Source organism: Pseudomonas sp. URIL14HWK12:I12 (genome assembly GCF_003097135.1).
Lineage (GTDB): Bacteria > Pseudomonadota > Gammaproteobacteria > Pseudomonadales > Pseudomonadaceae > Aquipseudomonas.
Window position 1 is genome coordinate 113,641 of the sequence record NZ_QEQL01000005.1, and the last position, 17,024, is coordinate 130,664.

The window sequence follows — 17,024 nt, forward strand, 5'->3', positions numbered from 1 at the left end:
GGGTCTTCGGCATACCGAAGACCCGCTTTTTATTTGGTGCTTGCCGCTACAGGCCCGCAGCGCTTAATGGTGCTCGCGGGTGGCGCGGAAGGTGACATCCGGCCAACGCTCTTCCATCACGGACAGGTTCACGCGGGTCGGCGCCAGGTAGGTGAGGTGGCCACCCCCATCGACGGCCAGGTTTTCCATGGCCTTGGTTTCGAAATCCTCGAGTTTCTTCTTGTCGGCGCATTCGATCCAGCGGGCAGACCACACGGTGATCGGCTCGTAGACGCACTCGACCTTGTACTCTTCCTTGAGCCGGCTGGCGACCACGTCGAACTGCAGCACACCCACGGCGCCGAGGATGATGTCGTTGCTGCGCTGCGGGAAGAACACCTGGGTGGCGCCCTCTTCGGCCAGTTGTTGCAGGCCCTGGCGCAGCTGCTTGGACTTGAGCGGGTCTTTCAGGCGCACACGGCGGAACAGCTCCGGGGCGAAGTGCGGGATGCCAGTGAAGCCCAATGCTTCACCTTCGCTGAAGGTGTCGCCGATCTGGATGGTGCCGTGGTTGTGCAGGCCGATGATGTCGCCGGCCCACGCCTCTTCGAGCTGTTCGCGCTCGGAAGAGAAGAAGGTCAGTGCGTCGCCGATGCGCAGGTCTTTGCCCAGGCGCACGTGGCGCATCTTCATGCCTTTTTCGTACTTGCCCGAGCAGATGCGCATGAACGCGATGCGGTCACGGTGCTTGGGGTCCATGTTTGCCTGGATCTTGAAGATGAAGCCTGAAAACTTCTCTTCCACCGGCTGCACGGTACGCTCGCGGGCCTCACGGGCAAGCGGGCGCGGCGCCCAGTCGACAACGGCATCGAGTACGTGGTCGACGCCGAAGTTGCCCAGCGCAGTGCCGAAAAACACCGGGGTGATCTCGCCACGCATGAACTCGTCGGCATCGAAAGGATGGCAGGCCACCTGCACCAGCTCCAGCTGATCGACGAAGCTTGCGTAGTCGTCGCCCAGGTATTCACGGGCTTCGGGCGAATCCAGGCCCTGGATGATCTTGGCCTCGGTGCGCTCATGGCCGTGGCCGGGGGTATACACCACGATGTAGTCACCTGCCAGGTGATACACACCCTTGAAATCGCGGTAGCAACCGATCGGCCAGGTGATCGGTGCGGCCTTGATCTTGAGCACCGCCTCGATTTCGTCGAGCAGCTCGACGGGGTCGCGGATGTCGCGGTCGAGCTTGTTGATGAAGCTCACGATGGGCGTGTCGCGCAGGCGGCACACGTCCATCAGCGCAATAGTGCGGGGCTCGACGCCTTTACCGCCGTCGAGCACCATCAGCGCCGAATCCACTGCGGTGAGGGTACGGTAGGTGTCTTCGGAGAAGTCTTCGTGGCCGGGCGTATCGAGCAGGTTGACCATGTGCTCGCGGTAGGGGAACTGCATCACCGAGGTGGTGATGGAAATGCCCCGCTGTTTCTCCATTTCCATCCAGTCGCTGGTGGCATGGCGGTCGGATTTGCGCGACTTCACCGTCCCGGCCACGGCAATGGCCTTACCCATCAGCAACAGCTTTTCGGTGATGGTGGTTTTACCCGCGTCGGGGTGGGAAATGATGGCGAAGGTACGGCGCTTCGCGACTTCAGCGGCCTGTTGGGTCATGAAGGGTGCCCGGGGTGACGGTGAAAAAAGGGCGGCGATTGTAGCGCAGATAGGGGCGCGCCGTCAGCGTTAACGCACCGAATAGGCGGTTCTTGAAAACGCTCCGGATGGTGCCCACGGCCAAGGGAGCCGGGCTGACACGCCTCGTTTTCAGGTACTTGCGCCGGTACAGCACGGCCCGCAAAGGTGGCCAAATGCCGTCGTTTATGGGAACCTTTCCGGCTCTGGAGACGTCCACTCCCCCGATATGACCTTTCGTCGGGGGCCGCTCGATCGGCAATTTTCAACCTGACGGGGTTGTGCTCATGGCCCGCGCCGCGCCCTGTTCGCCAGGCTCCGCAGCACGGGCTGCTTCTCGCGCAGAAGGCAGTGGCGGCTCATCACGGGCAACGCCAGCGACCTCCCTGCGCCGACTGAAATACAGGAGCTCCTCTGTGGCTAAAGGCTATGGAAAAGGGCTGTTGGGCGCCGCGACTCTCGTGGTGGTCCTTGCCCTGCTGATCCAATGGATCGGCCTCGACACACTGCGGCACTATCAAGACGACTTGTGGTTCTATCTGCAAGCTCACCTGGAACTGGTGCTCGCCTCAATGCTCGCCGCCATCGTGGTCGGCGTACCCGCCGGGATCTGGCTCAGCCGCCCGCAACGCGCTCACACTGCAGAGCGCTTCATGCAAGTGTTCAACATCGGTAACACCGTTCCGCCGCTGGCTGTGCTGGCCATCGCCCTGGGCATTCTGGGCATCGGCGCGGGCCCGGCGATCTTTGCCTTGTTCCTGGCCTCACTGCTGCCGATCGTGCGCAACACCTACGAAGGCCTGAAGAACGTCGAAGGCTCGCTCAAAGAGGCCGCTACCGGGATCGGCATGACCCCGCGCCAAGTGCTGTGGCAGGTGGAATTGCCCAACGCCGTCCCGATCATCATCGGGGGCGTGCGCGTGGCGTTGGCGCTGAACGTGGGCACCGCCCCGCTTTCATTCCTGATTGGTGCCAACAGCCTGGGCAGCCTGATCTTCCCCGGCATCGCCCTGAACAACCAGCCACAGCTGATATTGGGTGCCGCCTGCACGGCATTGCTGGCATTGCTGCTGGACGCGCTGGTGACCTTCGCCAGCCGTACCTGGCTCGAACGCGGGCTGGCCCCGGCCCACTGAGCCTGGCCACGACAAAGGACCGAACATGAAAACACGCACATTATTGGCGGGCCTGGCGCTGCTCTGCGCCAGCTTCGCCCAGGCGGCGCCGCAACCGGTGCTGCGCATCGGCGCACGGGTATTCACCGAACAGACCGTGCTCGCCACCCTCACCGCCGAATACCTCAAGACCAAAGGGTACGACGTTCGCATCACCTCCGGGCTGGGCAGCAACATCGCCCGCAGCGCCCAGGAAACCGGGCAACTCGACATGCTCTGGGAATACACCGGGGTGTCGCTGGTGTCCTATAACCATGTGACCGAGAAGCTCGACAGCGACGCAACCTACCAGCGAGTCAAGGAACTCGATGCCAAAAAAGGCCTGGTGTGGCTTGAGCCCTCCAAGTTCAACAACACCTACGCGCTGGCCTTCCCGGAGAAAGTCGCCCAGCAGTACCCGCAGGTGACCACCATCAGCCAGCTCAACCAGGTGCTCAAGGACGAACCGAAAAAGAGCCATGTGCTGGCCCTGGACACCGAGTTCGCCAATCGCCCCGATGGCCTGGTGGGCCTGACCCAGACCTACGACCTCAAATTCACCCGCCGCGACATCCGCCAAATGGACGCGGGCCTTGTGTACACCGCGTTGAAGAACGGCCAGGTGTTCGCCGGGCTGGTCTACACCACCGATGGCCGCCTGGACTCCTTCCACTTGAAAGTGCTGGAAGACGACCTGCATTACTTCCCCGACTACACCGCTGCGCCGGTTGTGCGCAAGGACTACCTGGACGCTCATCCGGAGCTGGCCGCCCTGCTCAAGCCGCTCTCCGCCTTGCTGGACAACGCCACCATGCGCCAGCTCAATGCAAGTGTGGATGTCGACCATGACAGCCCGACCGAAGTGGCCAAGGCCTTCCTCGCCAAGCACCCTGAATTGACCCAGCAGGAGGCCAAATGAGCATCATCGACACCTTCAGCCACATCGACTGGGCTCAAGTGCTGCAACTGACCGGCCAACACGTGATGCTGGTAGGCATTGCGGTGACCCTGGCGATCCTGGTGGGCGTACCGATCGGCATCGTGATGACCCGCTTCCCGGTGCTCGCAGGCCCCCTGCAGGCCAGCGCCACCGTGCTGCTGACCATTCCGTCGATTGCACTGTTCGGCCTGCTGCTGCCGTTCTATTCCAAGTTCGGCCAGGGCCTGGGCCCTCTGCCTGCGATCACGGCGGTGTTTCTCTACTCGTTGCTGCCGATCCTGCGCAACACCTACCTGGCACTGACCAGCGTGGAGCCGGGCATCCGCGAGGCCGCGCGAGGTATCGGCATGACCTTCGGCCAGCGCCTGCGCATGGTCGAGCTGCCCATCGCGGTGCCGGTGATCCTGGCCGGGGTGCGCACCGCCGTGGTCATGAACATTGGCGTGATGACCATCGCCGCCACCATCGGGGCCGGCGGCCTCGGTGTCCTCATCCTGACTTCCATCAGCCGCAGCGACATGTCCATGCTGCTCGTCGGCGCCGTACTGGTGAGCGTGCTCGCCATCATCGCCGACCTGCTTCTGCAATGGCTGCAACGCTCGCTGACCCCGAAAGGACTGCTCAAATGATCGAACTTCAGAACCTCACCAAAACCTTCCACAGCAACGGCAAGGAAGTGCGCGCCGTCGATTCGGTGAACCTCACCGTCAACGAGGGCGAGATCTGCGTGTTCCTGGGCCCTTCGGGCTGCGGCAAGAGCACCACGCTCAAGATGATCAACCGCCTGATCGAGCCCTCATCGGGCAAGGTGCTGATCAACGGTGAAGACACCACCTCGCTCGACGAGGTGACCCTGCGCCGCAAGATCGGCTATGTGATCCAGCAGATCGGCCTGTTCCCGAACATGACCATCGAGGAAAACATCACCGTAGTGCCACGCCTGCTGGGCTGGGACAAAGACAAATGCCGTGAGCGGGCGCGCGAGCTGATGAGCATGATCAAGCTCGAGCCCAAGCAATACTTGCAGCGCTACCCGCGCGAGCTTTCCGGTGGCCAGCAACAGCGTATCGGGGTGATCCGCGCCCTGGCCGCCGATGCGCCGCTGCTGCTGATGGACGAGCCCTTCGGCGCGGTCGACCCGATCAACCGCGAGATGATCCAGAACGAGTTCTTCGAGATGCAGCGGGCCCTGAACAAGACCGTGATCATGGTCAGCCACGACATCGATGAAGCCCTCAAACTGGGTGACAAGATTGCCATCTTCCGTGCCGGCAAGCTGCTGCAGCTCGACCACCCCGACACCTTGCTGGCGCATCCGGTGGACGACTTCGTCAGCAACTTCGTTGGCCAGGACAGCACGCTCAAGCGCCTGCTGCTGGTCAAGGCCGAAGACGCCGCCGATAACGCTCCCTCGGCAAGCCCCGAGACGACAGTGGCCGATGCACTGGAGCTGATGGACGAGCACGACCGCCGCTATGTGGTGGTGACCGATGCGGCCAACAAGGCCATGGGCTACGTGCGCCGGCGCGACCTGCACCGCCAGAGCGGCACCTGCGCCGACTTCCTTCGCGAATTCAACGCCACGGCGGCCTACGACGAAAACCTGCGCATCCTGCTGTCGCGCATGTACGAGTTCAACCGCGCCTGGCTGCCGGTACTGGACGCCGAGCAGGTGTTCCTGGGTGAGGTCACCCAAGAGTCGATCGCCGCTTACTTGAGCTCTGGCCGATCGCGCGGCATGAAAACCAGCATTGTATCGCCCGCCGAACAAGCCTCTGCCTGACCCCTGCCCCTGAATTCCCCGCCTGTAAATGTTACGGGCGGGGAACACCTCTCTGTCATATGTGTCGGTTAAATAAGTTGGTACAACTTCAACTTTGTTGAATTTATTTTTCAATACGTTGAATTTATTTAAACCCGATATTTTTAGTTGATCTTGGCCCCCTCTCGCCCTACAGTGCGCGCCGAGCGTCCATGCTGGAAACGATCCATCCGGCTCAAGTACTGACGACGAGACAGCAAGGTCACCCCTACGCGGCGTGGCCTTTTTGCTTTCGGCGACATGCCTTGGGAAGTAGGCGAACCAAAGTGGGGATACGGAGGGCGCTTGCAGATCAGCCACTTACATTCATCGTTTGCCCCCTGAGGAGTACCCCATGTCGATCAAGGTCGAAGACTACTACGCCCCCGACACCTTCAAGCGCATGAAGGCATTCGCCGACACCCAGGAAACTCCGTTCGTGGTGATCGACACCCAGATGATCGCCCAGGCCTACGACGACCTGCGCGCCGGGTTCGAATTCGCCAAGGTCTACTACGCGGTGAAGGCCAACCCGGCCGTCGAGATCATCGACCTGCTGCGCGACAAAGGCTCTAACTTCGACATCGCCTCGATCTACGAACTGGACAAAGTGATGGGCCAGGGCGTTACCCCGGACCGCATCAGCTATGGCAACACCATCAAGAAGGCGCGCGATGTGCGCTACTTCTACGAAAAAGGCGTGCGCCTCTACGCCACCGACTCCGAAGCCGACCTGCGCAACATCGCCAAGGCTGCCCCGGGCTCGAAGGTCTACGTGCGCATCCTCACCGATGGCTCCACCAGCGCCGACTGGCCGCTGTCGCGCAAGTTCGGCTGCAACCCCGACATGGCCCTGGACCTGCTGATCCTGGCCAAGCAGCTGGGCCTGGTGCCCTATGGTGTTTCGTTCCACGTCGGCAGCCAGCAACGTGACATCGACGTGTGGGATTCGGCCATCGCCAAGGTGAAAGTGATCTTCGATCGCCTCAAGAGCGAAGACGGCATCACCCTGCAGATGATCAACATGGGCGGCGGCTTCCCGGCCAACTACATCCAGCGCACCAACAGCCTGGAAACCTATGCCCAGGAAATCATCCGCTTTCTCAAAGAAGACTTCGGCGACGACCTGCCGGAGATCATCCTGGAGCCTGGCCGTTCGCTGATCGCCAACGCCGGCGTGTTGGTCAGTGAAGTGGTGCTGGTGGCGCGCAAGTCGCGCACCTCGGTGGAGCGCTGGGTCTACACCGACGTGGGCAAGTTCTCCGGCCTGATCGAAACCACCGACGAGTCGATCAAGTTCCCGGTATGGACCGAGAAGAAAGGCGAGGACGAAGAGGTAGTGATCGCCGGCCCGACCTGCGACAGCGCCGATATCATGTACGAAAACTACAAATACGGCCTGCCCTTGAACCTGGCCAGCGGCGACCGCCTGTACTGGTTCTCTACCGGCGCTTACACCACCAGCTACAGTGCAGTGGAGTTCAACGGCTTCCCGCCGCTGAAATCGTTCTACCTCTGACCCGCAGCCGGCCAGGTGGGTGGGTTAACCACCGTTCCCCACGGCCAGCCAGCGCATCCTTGCAGGGCGGTTCGGTAACGAACCGCCCTGTTTCGTAAGCCCCCTCAGAACACGGCGATGTGAGAATCGGCACGCGGCTCGGTGCCTCCACAGAGCACGCCGGTATCGGGGTTTCGCACGATGATCTGGCCGCGGCCATAGCTGGTCAGGTCGTGCGCTAGCGCAACCTGATGCCCTCGGCGTGCCAGCGCCATGGTGAGATCGGCCGGGGCAGTCTGCTCGATACCCACCTTCATTCCCCCCAGCCACTGCCAACGGGGTGCATCCAGCGCCGCCTGCGGGTTGAGGTTGAAGTCGATCAGGTTCATTACCATCTGCACGTGGCCTTGGGGCTGCATGTAGCCCCCCATCACTCCAAAGGGCCCGACCGGTTGGCCGCCTTTGCTGATGAACCCCGGAATGATGGTGTGGAAGGTTTGTTTTCCCGGCAACAGTGCGTTGGAGTGGGATGGGTCCAGGCTGAACTCATACCCCCTGTTCTGAAGGCCGATGCCGGTACCGGGTACCACGACGCCCGAGCCGAAGCCGTGGTAGGCGCTCTGGATGAACGAGACCATGTTGCCCTCGGCGTCGGCTGTGGCCAGGTACACCGTGCCGCTGGCATGCGGGTCGCCATGCGCCGGCGCCAGGGCGTGTTCCTGGATCAACGCCCGGCGCTGGCGGATGTAGCCGTCGCTGAGCAACTGCTCGGCTGTAACGCGCATATGCGCCGGGTCGGTGATGTAATGCTGGCCGTCGGCATAGGCCAATTTCATCGCCTCCAGCTGGCGGTGCCAGGTCTGATGGCTGTCGCGATGATCGAACTGGAACCCTTCCAGCAGCTTGAGGGTGATCAGTGCGATCAGGCCCTGGCCGCTGGGCGGGATTTCCCACACGTCGTAGCCCCGGTAGTTGGCCTTGATCGGGTCGACCCAGCGCGGCGCATAGCCTGCCAGGTCGGCTTCACTGAGCAGGCCACCGGTGGCCTGGGCGAAGCCGGCGATCGTTTTGGCCAGCGGGCCGCGGTAAAAGCTTTCGCACTGGGTCTGGGCGAGTTCGCACAGGGTATCGGCCTGGGCGGGGTTGCAGAAGATCTCGCCAGCCTGAGGGGGGCGGCCAGCAACCTGGAAGGTCTCGAACCAGGTCTGAACTTCCGGCTGCCTGTCGAGCCAGGCTGCATATTTGTGCCTGGCGATCTTCCATTGATGGGCGACGATGGGCGAGACCGGAAAGCCGTTTCGGGCAAGGTCGATGGCCGGCTGCAGCAGTGTGGCGAACGGGAGCTTGCCGAAGCGGCGGGACAGCTCAGCCCAGGCCGATGGGCATCCCGGCACGGTGACAGGCAACCAGCCATAGAGCGGCATTGCATCGTGGCCACGTCGTTTCACCGCCTCGATGCTGAGCGCCGCAGGCGCGTGGCCGCTGGCATCCAGCCCATGGAGCGTGCCCTTGATCCACACCAGCGCAAACGCATCGCCACCGATGGCGCAGCCTGTCGGCTCGACGACGGTAAGGGCGGCCGCCGTGGCGATGGCCGCGTCGACAGCATTACCGCCTTGGCGCAGCATGGCAATGCCGCACTCGGCAGCCAGAGGTTGAGAGGCCGCGACCATGCCGTTTCTTGCAAAGACCGCCTGGCGCCTGGAGGGGTAAGGGTATTCATGGGCAGAAAAATTCAACATGGTGATACCTATGGCAAAGGTAGGGTTCAAAGGGCTTCGGTCAACCGAGGCGGCGCCTGAAGGGCCAGCACCACACGGCCTTCAAAGCACCCGGCTGAGAAACTCACGTGTTCGTGGATGATGCGGGTTGCCGAACACTTGCTCGGGCGGCCCTTGCTCGATGAGCTCGCCTTCATGGAGCACTACCACCCGATCGGCGACCTCCTTGGCAAAGCCCATTTCGTGAGTGACCACCACCATGGTCATGCCGTCTTCGGCGAGCGCCTTCATCACCTGAAGAACCTCCCCCACGGTTTCCGGGTCGAGCGCGCTGGTAGGCTCATCGAAGAGAATGGCCTTCGGCTTCATGGCCAGGGCCCGTGCGATCGCGACCCGTTGCTGCTGGCCACCGGAGAGCTGCGACGGGTAATGATCAGCCTTGTCCGACAGCCGTACCCGCGCCAGCAACTGCCGGGCCAGGTCGATGGAGGCTTGCCGGGTATTGCCCAGCACCTGGATGGGCGCTTCGATGATGTTTTCCAGCACCGTCATGTGCGGGAAGAGATTGAAGCGCTGGAACACCATACCGATCTCGCGGCGCCGGCGAGCGATGTTCTTCTCCGAGTCCTTGACGAGCTTGCCGTCGGCGCGCTCCCGATAGCCCAGCAGCTTGCCGTTGATGCGGATGCTGCCGCCCTGAATGTCCTCCAACAGGTTCATGCAGCGGATGAACGTGGTCTTGCCTGAGCCGGAGGCGCCAATGAGCACCACCACTTCCCCACGATGCACATCCAGTGAAACCCCCTTGAGCACCTGTAACTCACCGAAGGACTTCTCAACCTGCTGCGCGTGGATCACCACTTCGCGATCTGCCTGGCTCATGCTCAGCGCCCCCGCAGCATTTTAAGGGTTTGCTGGCCGAACATCCGGCCCGATGCCGAACCCGACGCCGAACCAGGGCCACCCTCGGAGCGGTTGAAGCGTTTTTCCAGCCAATGTTGGAAAAAGCCCCAAAGGGTGGTCAGCAACAGGAAGTAGAGGGCCACCACCAGATAGAGCTCGAACACCCGGAAGGTCACCGAGGTCACCATCTGGGTGCTGAGCAGCAACTCCTGCACGCCTATGACGCTGACCAACGTGGTGTTCTTGAGCATCACGTTGAACTCATTGCCCAAGGGCGGAACGATGACCCGGAACGCCTGAGGAAGCACGATCCGGCGCATCAGTTTTGGAAACGTCATGCCCAAAGTCCGGGCAGCCTCGTATTGCCCCTTGTCGACCGAGCCGATGCCTGCCCGCATGATTTCGGCCATGTAAGCGCCCTCGTTCAGGCCAAGCGCCAGGATGGCCGCCTGGATATTGCCTGGCAGCACGAACAGGCCCAGGTCAAGGTCGTTGAAGTGAAAAACCCCGCCGGCCGCCAGGGCGGTGTAGAGAAACACGATCTGCACCAGAAGCGGCGTTCCCCGCATCAGCCATACGTAGAACCGCACTGGATATTGCAGCAGAGGGTTGGGCGAGAGCCTGATCATTGCGGCGATCAGGCCAAACACGCAGCCCAGCAGCATCGATGACACAGCGATGATGCAGGTCAGCCACAGCCCATAGAGATAGACGTCGCTGGGCTGCAGCAGGTAATGCCAGAAGAACTCCCAGCTGAAGTTCATGCGCCACCCTCCGTGACCAGAGGGTTGCCCTCACCCGGCTGGAGCATGTCGTCCTGGATCTTCCATTTTTCGAACAGCTTCTGGTAACTGCCATCGCTGCGCATGTTCTTGAGAAGCGTTTCAACCGCCCTGCCCAGCTCCCGGTCATCCTTGCGCACGCCGATCCCGGCCAGGATATGGGCGAACGAAGGCACGGCATCTTCGAACAGGCCTGGGGCGATGCTCTGGTAGTAGGCGGAAAATTCCGACGTAGTGCCGTAGGCGACTACTTGCTTGATCCGCAAGGCCTGGAAGGCATCGCTGTCGGAATTGAAGACCACCAGGTTGATCGGCTGCCGCCCTTGGGCAACCAGCTCGTCGCTCTTGGCGTCCAGAATCGACTTGATGGTCGAGCCGTTGAGCACCGCAACCTTCCTGGCCGACAGGTCGGAAAGGTCATGAATGCCTTCGGCATTACCCTTGTTCACCACAATGGTTTGGCTGGATTTGGTGTAGTCCACCATGTCGATGATCTTGCGCCGCTCGGGCTTGTCGAACAGCTGCGTTACCACCAAGTCGCACTGGCGAGCCAAAAGGGCCGGAATGATCCCGGCGAACGGCATCGCCCGCCATTCGGCCTTTTTGCCCAACTTCTTGGCGATCTCATTGCCAAGGTCCACCGCCAGGCCATCCGGCTGGCTGTTCTGGCTGTTCACGAAACTGATAGGGGGGCTGTCGAGGCTGCTGCAGTAGACCAGCTTGTCAGTGCTCGCGAGCCTGGCGGGCACCGTCAACGCATCGGCCTGAACCACAGTGGCGCCGAAACCGACTAGGCAGCAAAGCAGCTTTAACCTGTTCTTTAACATCGCATGCTCCTGATGATGACGTAGCGGGTGTACCGCCTGGCATTAGAAAGGGTTCGGATCGTCTGGCCTGCACACGCCGCAAGCCCGCCGGGTGAACATGCCCAATCAGCGTAGGCTATTTATGGATTAATGTATCCAATCCTGCAATATCGGTAAGCATAGCGCGTGCCAGCGGCGGCCCAGGCCAGCGGGGCCGCCCTACCTCGCCTTGCAGCACGGGTGCGATGCTGGAACGCTCAAACAGTGAGCGGGCCTGAATGACCTTATAGGGTGCGCCGCGCCCATTGGCGGTGCGGCACGGCTGCGCTTATCCTCAGTCGCCGATATCGTCGGCCGCCTGGAGGGATTCGCGGGAGCGCGTTCCTACAATGAAAAGGACTGCTCTTGCGCAGGCGCGGTATTGGCAGAACAATTGCTTTGCCGAACGGCAGATTGGATACACAAATTCACAGGTAACCCCATGCCTCCTGCAACCCATTACACCCAGGCCCCGCCTGCCACTGCCGAGGGGGAGGCCTATGCCTACCTGCTCGATGCCATCTGCAAAGGTCGATACGCCAAAGGTGATCGGCTGGTCGCAGAGGAGATCGCCAGCGAGGTCGGCATGAGCCGCATGCCGGTTCGCGAGGCGTTCCGCCGGCTGGCAGCAGAAGGTTTGGTGACGCTGAGGCCTAACCGCGGCGCCGTGGTCAGCGGGCTGGACATGGACGATGTGCGGGAAGTCTTCGAGATGCGCAGCGCACTGGAGGGCCTGGCCGTGCGGCTGGCGGTGCCAAACCTCACCGATCGCGATATCGCCAGCCTCGAACGCCTGCTCGAGGAGATGGAGGAGTACCGTGATGACGGTTCCGAGTGGGTCACCCGACATCGCAAATTCCATGAAGCCCTGTGCAGTTATGCCAGGCGCCCCCGCCTGATGCGGCAGATCCACTCGCTTTATTCGACGATCGAACCACCAATGCGCCTGTGGTTGCAGTTCGTAGACACACAGCACAGTGCCCGAGAAACCCACCAGATGATCATCGACGTGCTGCGCGCGCGTGATCCCGAGCAGGCCGAACGGCTCATTCGCAACCACATCGAAGGCACCGTGCCAGCGTTGATCGATTTCCTGGAAAGCACATCGAGCTGACACTGGTGGAGTGAATCGGGTGCACCCGAGTTCGCCCGCCTGGCACGCAAACCGCGGCCGGCAAATTGTAAAAAATCTCAATTGATATATATTCTCACCCCCTTGATGACCCTCCCCTGCCCCAGCCCCTGGTGTGTACAACGCCAGGGCATGCTGCGTGGGCCGTAGCCATTCCTTTTCGTGAGCGACCGCGTGTTCAAGAAGGTTCTTTTCCAACTGCATTGGTTCTTCGGCATCACGGCAGGCCTGGTGCTCGCCTTGATGGGTATCACTGGAGCCCTCTATTCGTTTCAGGATGAAATCCTGCGCACACTGAACCCTGACACGCTGAAGGTGCAGCCACGGCCCGAAGGCCCATTGCCGCTGGGGCGCTTGGTCGACCAGTTGCAACAGGTGGTGGGCAAAGAAGTGGTTGCGCTCAACCTTGAAGTGACTACCGGCGAGGCCTCCCGTGCCTATTTCATGCCCGAGGCCGGGCAACGGCGCGGCGAGCTGCGCTATTTCAACAGTTACACCGGCGCGCTCACGGGTGAAGTTCGCGGTGAGGCGTTCTTTCGCCTGATGCTCGACCTGCACCGTTTTCTGGCCATCGGCGACACCGGCCGGCAGATCACCGGTGCCTGCACCTTGGCGCTGCTGTTCTTCTGCTTCTCCGGCCTCTACCTGCGCTGGCCGCGCCGGCCGTTGAACTGGCGTGCCTGGTTGGCGCTGGACTGGGCGAAAAAAGGCCGCGCCTTCCAGTGGGACCTGCACGCGGTGTTCGGCACCTGGTGCCTGGTGGTCTATCTGCTCAGCGCGACCACCGGCCTGACCTGGTCCTACGCCTGGTTTCGCGACGGCGCCGTCGCGCTCCTGTCCAGCGACCAACCCCAGCAGCGCCCGGCCGAGCGGCGCGACCGCCCAGGCAACCGGCCGGCCGAGGCACTGCAAGTCGACTTCACCGCCATCGACCAGGCGGTCCGCCAGGCCGCCGGCCCTGATCTCGCCAGCTACACCTTGCGCCTGCCGGCGCGGGCGAGCGGCGTGGCCACGGTGTTCTATTTGCTGAGCAGCTCGCCTAATGATCGCGCTTTCAATCAATTGCAACTCACGCCCACCAACGGTGCGTTGCGCAGCCACGCCACCTATGCGCAAAAGGCCCTGGGCGACCAGCTGCTGACCAGCCTCTATGCCCTTCATGTGGGCAGTTACTTCGGCCTGCCCGGCCGGCTGATCATCACCCTCGCTTCGCTGTGCATGCCGCTGTTCTTCGTCACCGGCTGGCTGCTGTACCTGGATCGCCGGCGCAAGCAGCGGCTGATTCGCCACAGCCGCCAAGGGCTCGATGCGGCCAGCGAAGGCTGGCTGATCGGGTTCGCCAGCCAAAGCGGGCAGGCCGAGCAATTGGCCTGGCAAGCGGCGGCGCAACTGCAGGCCGGCGGCATCGGTGCCAAGGTGCGGGCCTTGGGTACCATCAGCGAAAGCGACCTGAAGGCTACCGACCGCGCATTGTTCGTGGTCAGCACCTTTGGCGACGGGGAAGCGCCCGATAGCGCCCGGCTGTTCGAACGGCAGATGGCCGCCCTGCACTGGCCCCTGCCCCATCTGCGCTATGGCTTGTTGGCGCTCGGCGACCGCAACTACACGCAGTTCTGCGGCTTTGCCCGCTCGCTCGACGCCTGGTTGAGTGCGCAAGGTGCTACACCGCTGTTCGAGCGCATCGAAGTGGACAACCACGCGCCAGCTGCGCTGGCCCAGTGGGCCGGGCAGGTGGCCGCGCAGGCCGGAGGCGCAGCAGTGCTGGCGCACCCGGAGCGCTTCAGCCCCTGGACCCTGGCCGAACGCCGCCTGCTCAACCCCGGTAGCGCTGGCGCGCCGGTCTATCACCTGCGCCTGGTGCCTGAAGGCCTGGCGAGCTGGAGCGCCGGCGACATCGCTGAAATTCTCCCAGGGCCAGGCGCCGACGCCGCCCAGGCGCGGGAATACTCCATTGCCTCACTGCCCGCCGACGGCGGCGTCGAACTGCTGGTGCGCCAGCATCGCCACGCCGACGGCAGCCTGGGCCTGGGCAGCGGCTGGCTCACCGAGCACGCTGCACTGGGCGGTACGGTTCAGCTGCACCTGCGCCGCAACAGCGCTTTCCACGCACCTGACGATGACCGCCCCCTGATCCTGATCGGCAATGGCACCGGGCTTGCCGGCCTGCGCAGCCTGCTGCGCCAACGGGAAGTGCAAGGCCACGCCCGCAACTGGCTGTTGTTCGGCGAACGCAACCGCGCCCACGACCTACTGCTGGGCCATGAGCTGGAAGGCTGGCTCGCCCGCGGGCATCTGCAGCGGCTTGATCTGGCCTTCTCGCGCGACCAGGCCGAAAAGGTGTACGTACAAAGCCGCCTGCGTGAGGCTGCAGAACCGCTGCTCAGATGGCTGGCTGAAGGCGCCGCGTTGTATGTATGCGGCAGCCTTCAAGGCATGGCCGATGGCGTCGACCGTACCTTGCGCGAGCTGCTGGGGGAGGCAGCGGTGCAGCACCTGATCGAGCAGGGCCGCTATCGCCGCGACGTCTACTGACTCACGCCGGCTGCAAGGTGTGCTCGAACACCGCCTCGCCTTTCAGGTCACGCAGGGTCACCTTCAATTCACCGCTGTGCGCATCGATGTTCACCTCACCGAAAAACTGGTAGCCGGCCAGGGGCGAGGTATTCTGCTGCGGCGGCGCCTTCTGGAACACCACCTGCGGCCCAAAGGTGCCGTCCAGCGGGTTGGGGCCGAAGCTGCCGGCATTGAGCGGCCCCGCAACGAACTCCCAGAACGGCTCGAAATCCTGAAACGCCGCGCGGTCGGGGTGATAGTGGTGAGCGGCGGCGTAGTGCACATCAGCGGTCAACCAGACGATATTGCGCACCTGCGCTGCACGCAGGTAACTCAACAGTTCGGCGATCTCCAGTTCACGGCCCTTGGCCGGCCCATCATCGCCGTTGGCGATCGCCTCCCAGCGCCTGACCCCCGGGCTTACCTCCCCATCCGGGACGCCGAGGCCGATCGGCATGTCGGCGGCGATCACCTTCCATTGTGCGGTCGACGCCTTGAGCTGAGCCTTCAGCCAGTCGAGCTGGGCACGGCCAAGAAAGGCACTGCTGTCGGTCATGGTGGGGGACAGGTTCGCATCATTAGGGCCGCGGTAGCTGCGCATGTCGAGCACGAACACCTCCAGCATCGGGCCGTAGGCGAGCTTGCGGTACACCCGCCGGCCCTGATCGGCCGCTTGTAGGCGCATGGGCGAGTATTCCAGCCAGGCCTGGCGCGCATTGACTACCAGCTTCTGAATGTCCTTGACCTGATAGCGCTCATCAAGCTGCTTGCTTGGCGACCAGTTGTTGGTCACCTCGTGGTCATCCCACTGCCAGATCTGCGGCACCTCGGCGTTGAAACGCCGTACGTTCTCATCCATGAGGTTGTAGCGGTAGTTGCCCCGGTAGTCATCGAGCGTCTCGGCCACTTTGCTTTTGGCCTCGGTGGTCAGGTTGCGCCACGGGCGGCCGTCCTCGGTGGTAAGCATGGCCGGCACCGGGCTGTCGGCATAGATGGTGTCGCCGCTGTGAATGAAGAAATCCGGCAGGCGCAGGCGCATTGCCTCATAGATGCGCATGCCGCCGATGTCCGGGTTGATGCCGTAACCCTGCCCCACGGTGTCACCACTCCAGACGAAGCGAATATCGCGCTTGTGTACCGGCACGCTACGTAGATGCCCCAGCCACGGCTCGCTGGCCAGGCCACTGCTGGCATCCTCGAACCAGACCCGATAGAAAATCGCCTGCCCGGCCGGCAGCTGCGTCAGTTCGACCCGCGCCGTGAAATCGCTGCGGGCGTCCACCGCCGCTGCCACCACCCGGCGCGGTTGGCTGAAGCGACTGTGGGTGTCCCACTCCACCACCATCTTCGCCGGCCGGTCGCAGCGGCTCCACACCACCGCGCGGTCGCCCAGCGGGTCGCCCGACTGCACCCCGTCCAGCATACGCGGGCGGGCGTCGGGGGCCGCGATGATCGCGGGCGCAGCGCCGGGCAACAGCAAGCCGGCACCGACGGTCTGCAGCAGGCGGCGGCGGGCCAGGGGGAAGTCGTACATGGGGCTCTCCGAAGGTGGAATGGAGAGGATATGTAACGGTGCAGGTGTGACAGGGGTATGGCATTGAGCGGAAAACCCGCAACGGGGATCGCCCTGTCTCGCCCGATAGGAAACCAGACGGCTAGCCTGTGCTTTTGTAACAAGGTTATGCATAGTGCTCGGACAACCCCGTGCCAAGGAGGCCGCCATGCAATCACTTACACTGCCCCTCGCCCTGATCGCCTTGCTGGCTGCCGGCCCGGCACTCGCCGATGACACCTGGCGCTGCAACAGCGCGCTGGTGTCGGTTGGCGACACCACGGCGCGCGTGGTGCGCACCTGCGGCGAACCGCCCAGCAAGTCGACCACGCAGTACGTGAACATTCCCGATAACCGCGGCGGCTACAGCGAAGTGCCGGTGCAGCAGTGGACCTACGGCCCGGACTCAGGCATGTACCACACCCTGCGGTTCGAAGGTGATCGCCTGGTGGGGATCACCTCCGAGCGCGGTTGAGGC

General features: G+C 62.9%; 14 protein-coding genes. 8 read left to right on the plus strand and 6 right to left on the minus strand.

The window, feature by feature from the left end; genetic code table 11:
- Positions 1–63 precede the first annotated feature (63 nt).
- Positions 64–1,647 (minus strand): peptide chain release factor 3, encoded by a 1,584-nt coding sequence (locus F474_RS15750; protein WP_097086031.1) that lies wholly within the window; start codon positions 1,645–1,647, stop codon positions 64–66.
- Between the two features lie 434 nt (positions 1,648–2,081).
- Here F474_RS15750 and F474_RS15755 point away from each other — a divergent pair, with 434 nt between their 5' ends.
- From F474_RS15755 to F474_RS15775, 5 genes are all read left to right on the plus strand, one after another.
- Positions 2,082–2,801, plus strand: coding sequence for an ABC transporter permease (locus F474_RS15755; protein WP_097086028.1), 720 nt, complete (start codon positions 2,082–2,084; stop codon positions 2,799–2,801).
- A gap of 25 nt (positions 2,802–2,826) precedes the next feature.
- Entirely contained in the window at positions 2,827–3,738 is a 912-nt protein-coding gene (locus tag F474_RS15760) for a glycine betaine ABC transporter substrate-binding protein (protein WP_097086026.1), read from the plus strand.
- Positions 3,735–4,388, plus strand: a complete 654-nt coding sequence (locus F474_RS15765; RefSeq protein WP_097086024.1) for an ABC transporter permease — start codon at positions 3,735–3,737, stop codon at positions 4,386–4,388. The genes F474_RS15760 and F474_RS15765 overlap by 4 nt, the downstream gene beginning before the upstream one ends.
- On the plus strand, positions 4,385–5,542 hold the full coding sequence (locus tag F474_RS15770) for a betaine/proline/choline family ABC transporter ATP-binding protein (RefSeq protein ID WP_097086022.1): 1,158 nt from the start codon (positions 4,385–4,387) through the stop codon (positions 5,540–5,542). Before F474_RS15765 ends, F474_RS15770 begins: the two co-directional genes overlap by 4 nt.
- A gap of 373 nt (positions 5,543–5,915) precedes the next feature.
- Positions 5,916–7,079: a type III PLP-dependent enzyme gene (locus F474_RS15775; RefSeq protein WP_097086021.1), complete on the plus strand. Its 1,164-nt coding sequence runs from the start codon at positions 5,916–5,918 to the stop codon at positions 7,077–7,079.
- A 104-nt stretch (positions 7,080–7,183) separates the two neighbouring features.
- Here the strand turns inward: F474_RS15775 and F474_RS15780 are convergent, their stop codons facing one another.
- The 4 genes from F474_RS15780 to F474_RS15795 form a co-directional block, all read right to left on the minus strand.
- Positions 7,184–8,800 carry a gamma-glutamyltransferase family protein gene (locus F474_RS15780; RefSeq protein ID WP_097086188.1) on the minus strand — a complete coding sequence of 539 codons (1,617 nt, stop codon included), beginning with the start codon at positions 8,798–8,800 and terminating at the stop codon, positions 7,184–7,186.
- An 81-nt stretch (positions 8,801–8,881) separates the two neighbouring features.
- The gene (locus F474_RS15785) at positions 8,882–9,661 is read right to left on the minus strand and encodes an amino acid ABC transporter ATP-binding protein (RefSeq protein ID WP_097086019.1); all 780 of its coding nucleotides are present in this window, start codon (positions 9,659–9,661) and stop codon (positions 8,882–8,884) included.
- A gap of 2 nt (positions 9,662–9,663) precedes the next feature.
- Complete coding sequence (locus F474_RS15790; protein WP_097086017.1) at positions 9,664–10,446, minus strand: amino acid ABC transporter permease; 783 nt, start codon at positions 10,444–10,446, stop codon at positions 9,664–9,666.
- Positions 10,443–11,291, minus strand: a complete 849-nt coding sequence (locus F474_RS15795; protein ID WP_097086015.1) for an ABC transporter substrate-binding protein — start codon at positions 11,289–11,291, stop codon at positions 10,443–10,445. The genes F474_RS15790 and F474_RS15795 overlap by 4 nt, the downstream gene beginning before the upstream one ends.
- Before the next feature lie 460 nt (positions 11,292–11,751).
- Here F474_RS15795 and F474_RS15800 point away from each other — a divergent pair, with 460 nt between their 5' ends.
- Together F474_RS15800 and F474_RS15805 are read left to right on the plus strand one after the other, a co-directional pair.
- The gene (locus F474_RS15800; protein WP_097086013.1) at positions 11,752–12,423 is read left to right on the plus strand and encodes a GntR family transcriptional regulator; all 672 of its coding nucleotides are present in this window, start codon (positions 11,752–11,754) and stop codon (positions 12,421–12,423) included.
- Between the two features lie 192 nt (positions 12,424–12,615).
- Positions 12,616–14,973: a sulfite reductase flavoprotein subunit alpha gene (locus F474_RS15805; protein WP_097086186.1), complete on the plus strand. Its 2,358-nt coding sequence runs from the start codon at positions 12,616–12,618 to the stop codon at positions 14,971–14,973.
- A gap of 1 nt (position 14,974) precedes the next feature.
- On the opposite strand, the gene F474_RS15810 is transcribed toward F474_RS15805, so the two are convergent.
- Positions 14,975–16,528 carry an alkaline phosphatase gene (locus tag F474_RS15810; protein ID WP_097086011.1) on the minus strand — a complete coding sequence of 518 codons (1,554 nt, stop codon included), beginning with the start codon at positions 16,526–16,528 and terminating at the stop codon, positions 14,975–14,977.
- Positions 16,529–16,715: 187 nt separating this feature from the next.
- Between F474_RS15810 and F474_RS15815 the strand changes: the two genes are divergently transcribed.
- A complete protein-coding gene (locus tag F474_RS15815; protein ID WP_097086009.1) occupies positions 16,716–17,021 on the plus strand; it encodes a DUF2845 domain-containing protein in 306 nt (101 codons plus the stop codon).
- Positions 17,022–17,024 lie beyond the last annotated feature (3 nt).

Coding starts and splice junctions, on each gene's coding strand:
- F474_RS15750 (WP_097086031.1), bottom strand. CDS start 1,647: ATGACCCAACAGGCCGCTGAAGTCGCGAAGCGCCGTACCTTCGCCATC.
- F474_RS15760 (WP_097086026.1), top strand. CDS start 2,827: ATGAAAACACGCACATTATTGGCGGGCCTGGCGCTGCTCTGCGCCAGC.
- F474_RS15765 (WP_097086024.1), top strand. CDS start 3,735: ATGAGCATCATCGACACCTTCAGCCACATCGACTGGGCTCAAGTGCTG.
- F474_RS15770 (WP_097086022.1), top strand. CDS start 4,385: ATGATCGAACTTCAGAACCTCACCAAAACCTTCCACAGCAACGGCAAG.
- F474_RS15775 (WP_097086021.1), top strand. CDS start 5,916: ATGTCGATCAAGGTCGAAGACTACTACGCCCCCGACACCTTCAAGCGC.
- F474_RS15780 (WP_097086188.1), bottom strand. CDS start 8,800: ATGTTGAATTTTTCTGCCCATGAATACCCTTACCCCTCCAGGCGCCAG.
- F474_RS15785 (WP_097086019.1), bottom strand. CDS start 9,661: ATGAGCCAGGCAGATCGCGAAGTGGTGATCCACGCGCAGCAGGTTGAG.
- F474_RS15790 (WP_097086017.1), bottom strand. CDS start 10,446: ATGAACTTCAGCTGGGAGTTCTTCTGGCATTACCTGCTGCAGCCCAGC.
- F474_RS15795 (WP_097086015.1), bottom strand. CDS start 11,291: ATGTTAAAGAACAGGTTAAAGCTGCTTTGCTGCCTAGTCGGTTTCGGC.
- F474_RS15800 (WP_097086013.1), top strand. CDS start 11,752: ATGCCTCCTGCAACCCATTACACCCAGGCCCCGCCTGCCACTGCCGAG.
- F474_RS15810 (WP_097086011.1), bottom strand. CDS start 16,528: ATGTACGACTTCCCCCTGGCCCGCCGCCGCCTGCTGCAGACCGTCGGT.
- F474_RS15815 (WP_097086009.1), top strand. CDS start 16,716: ATGCAATCACTTACACTGCCCCTCGCCCTGATCGCCTTGCTGGCTGCC.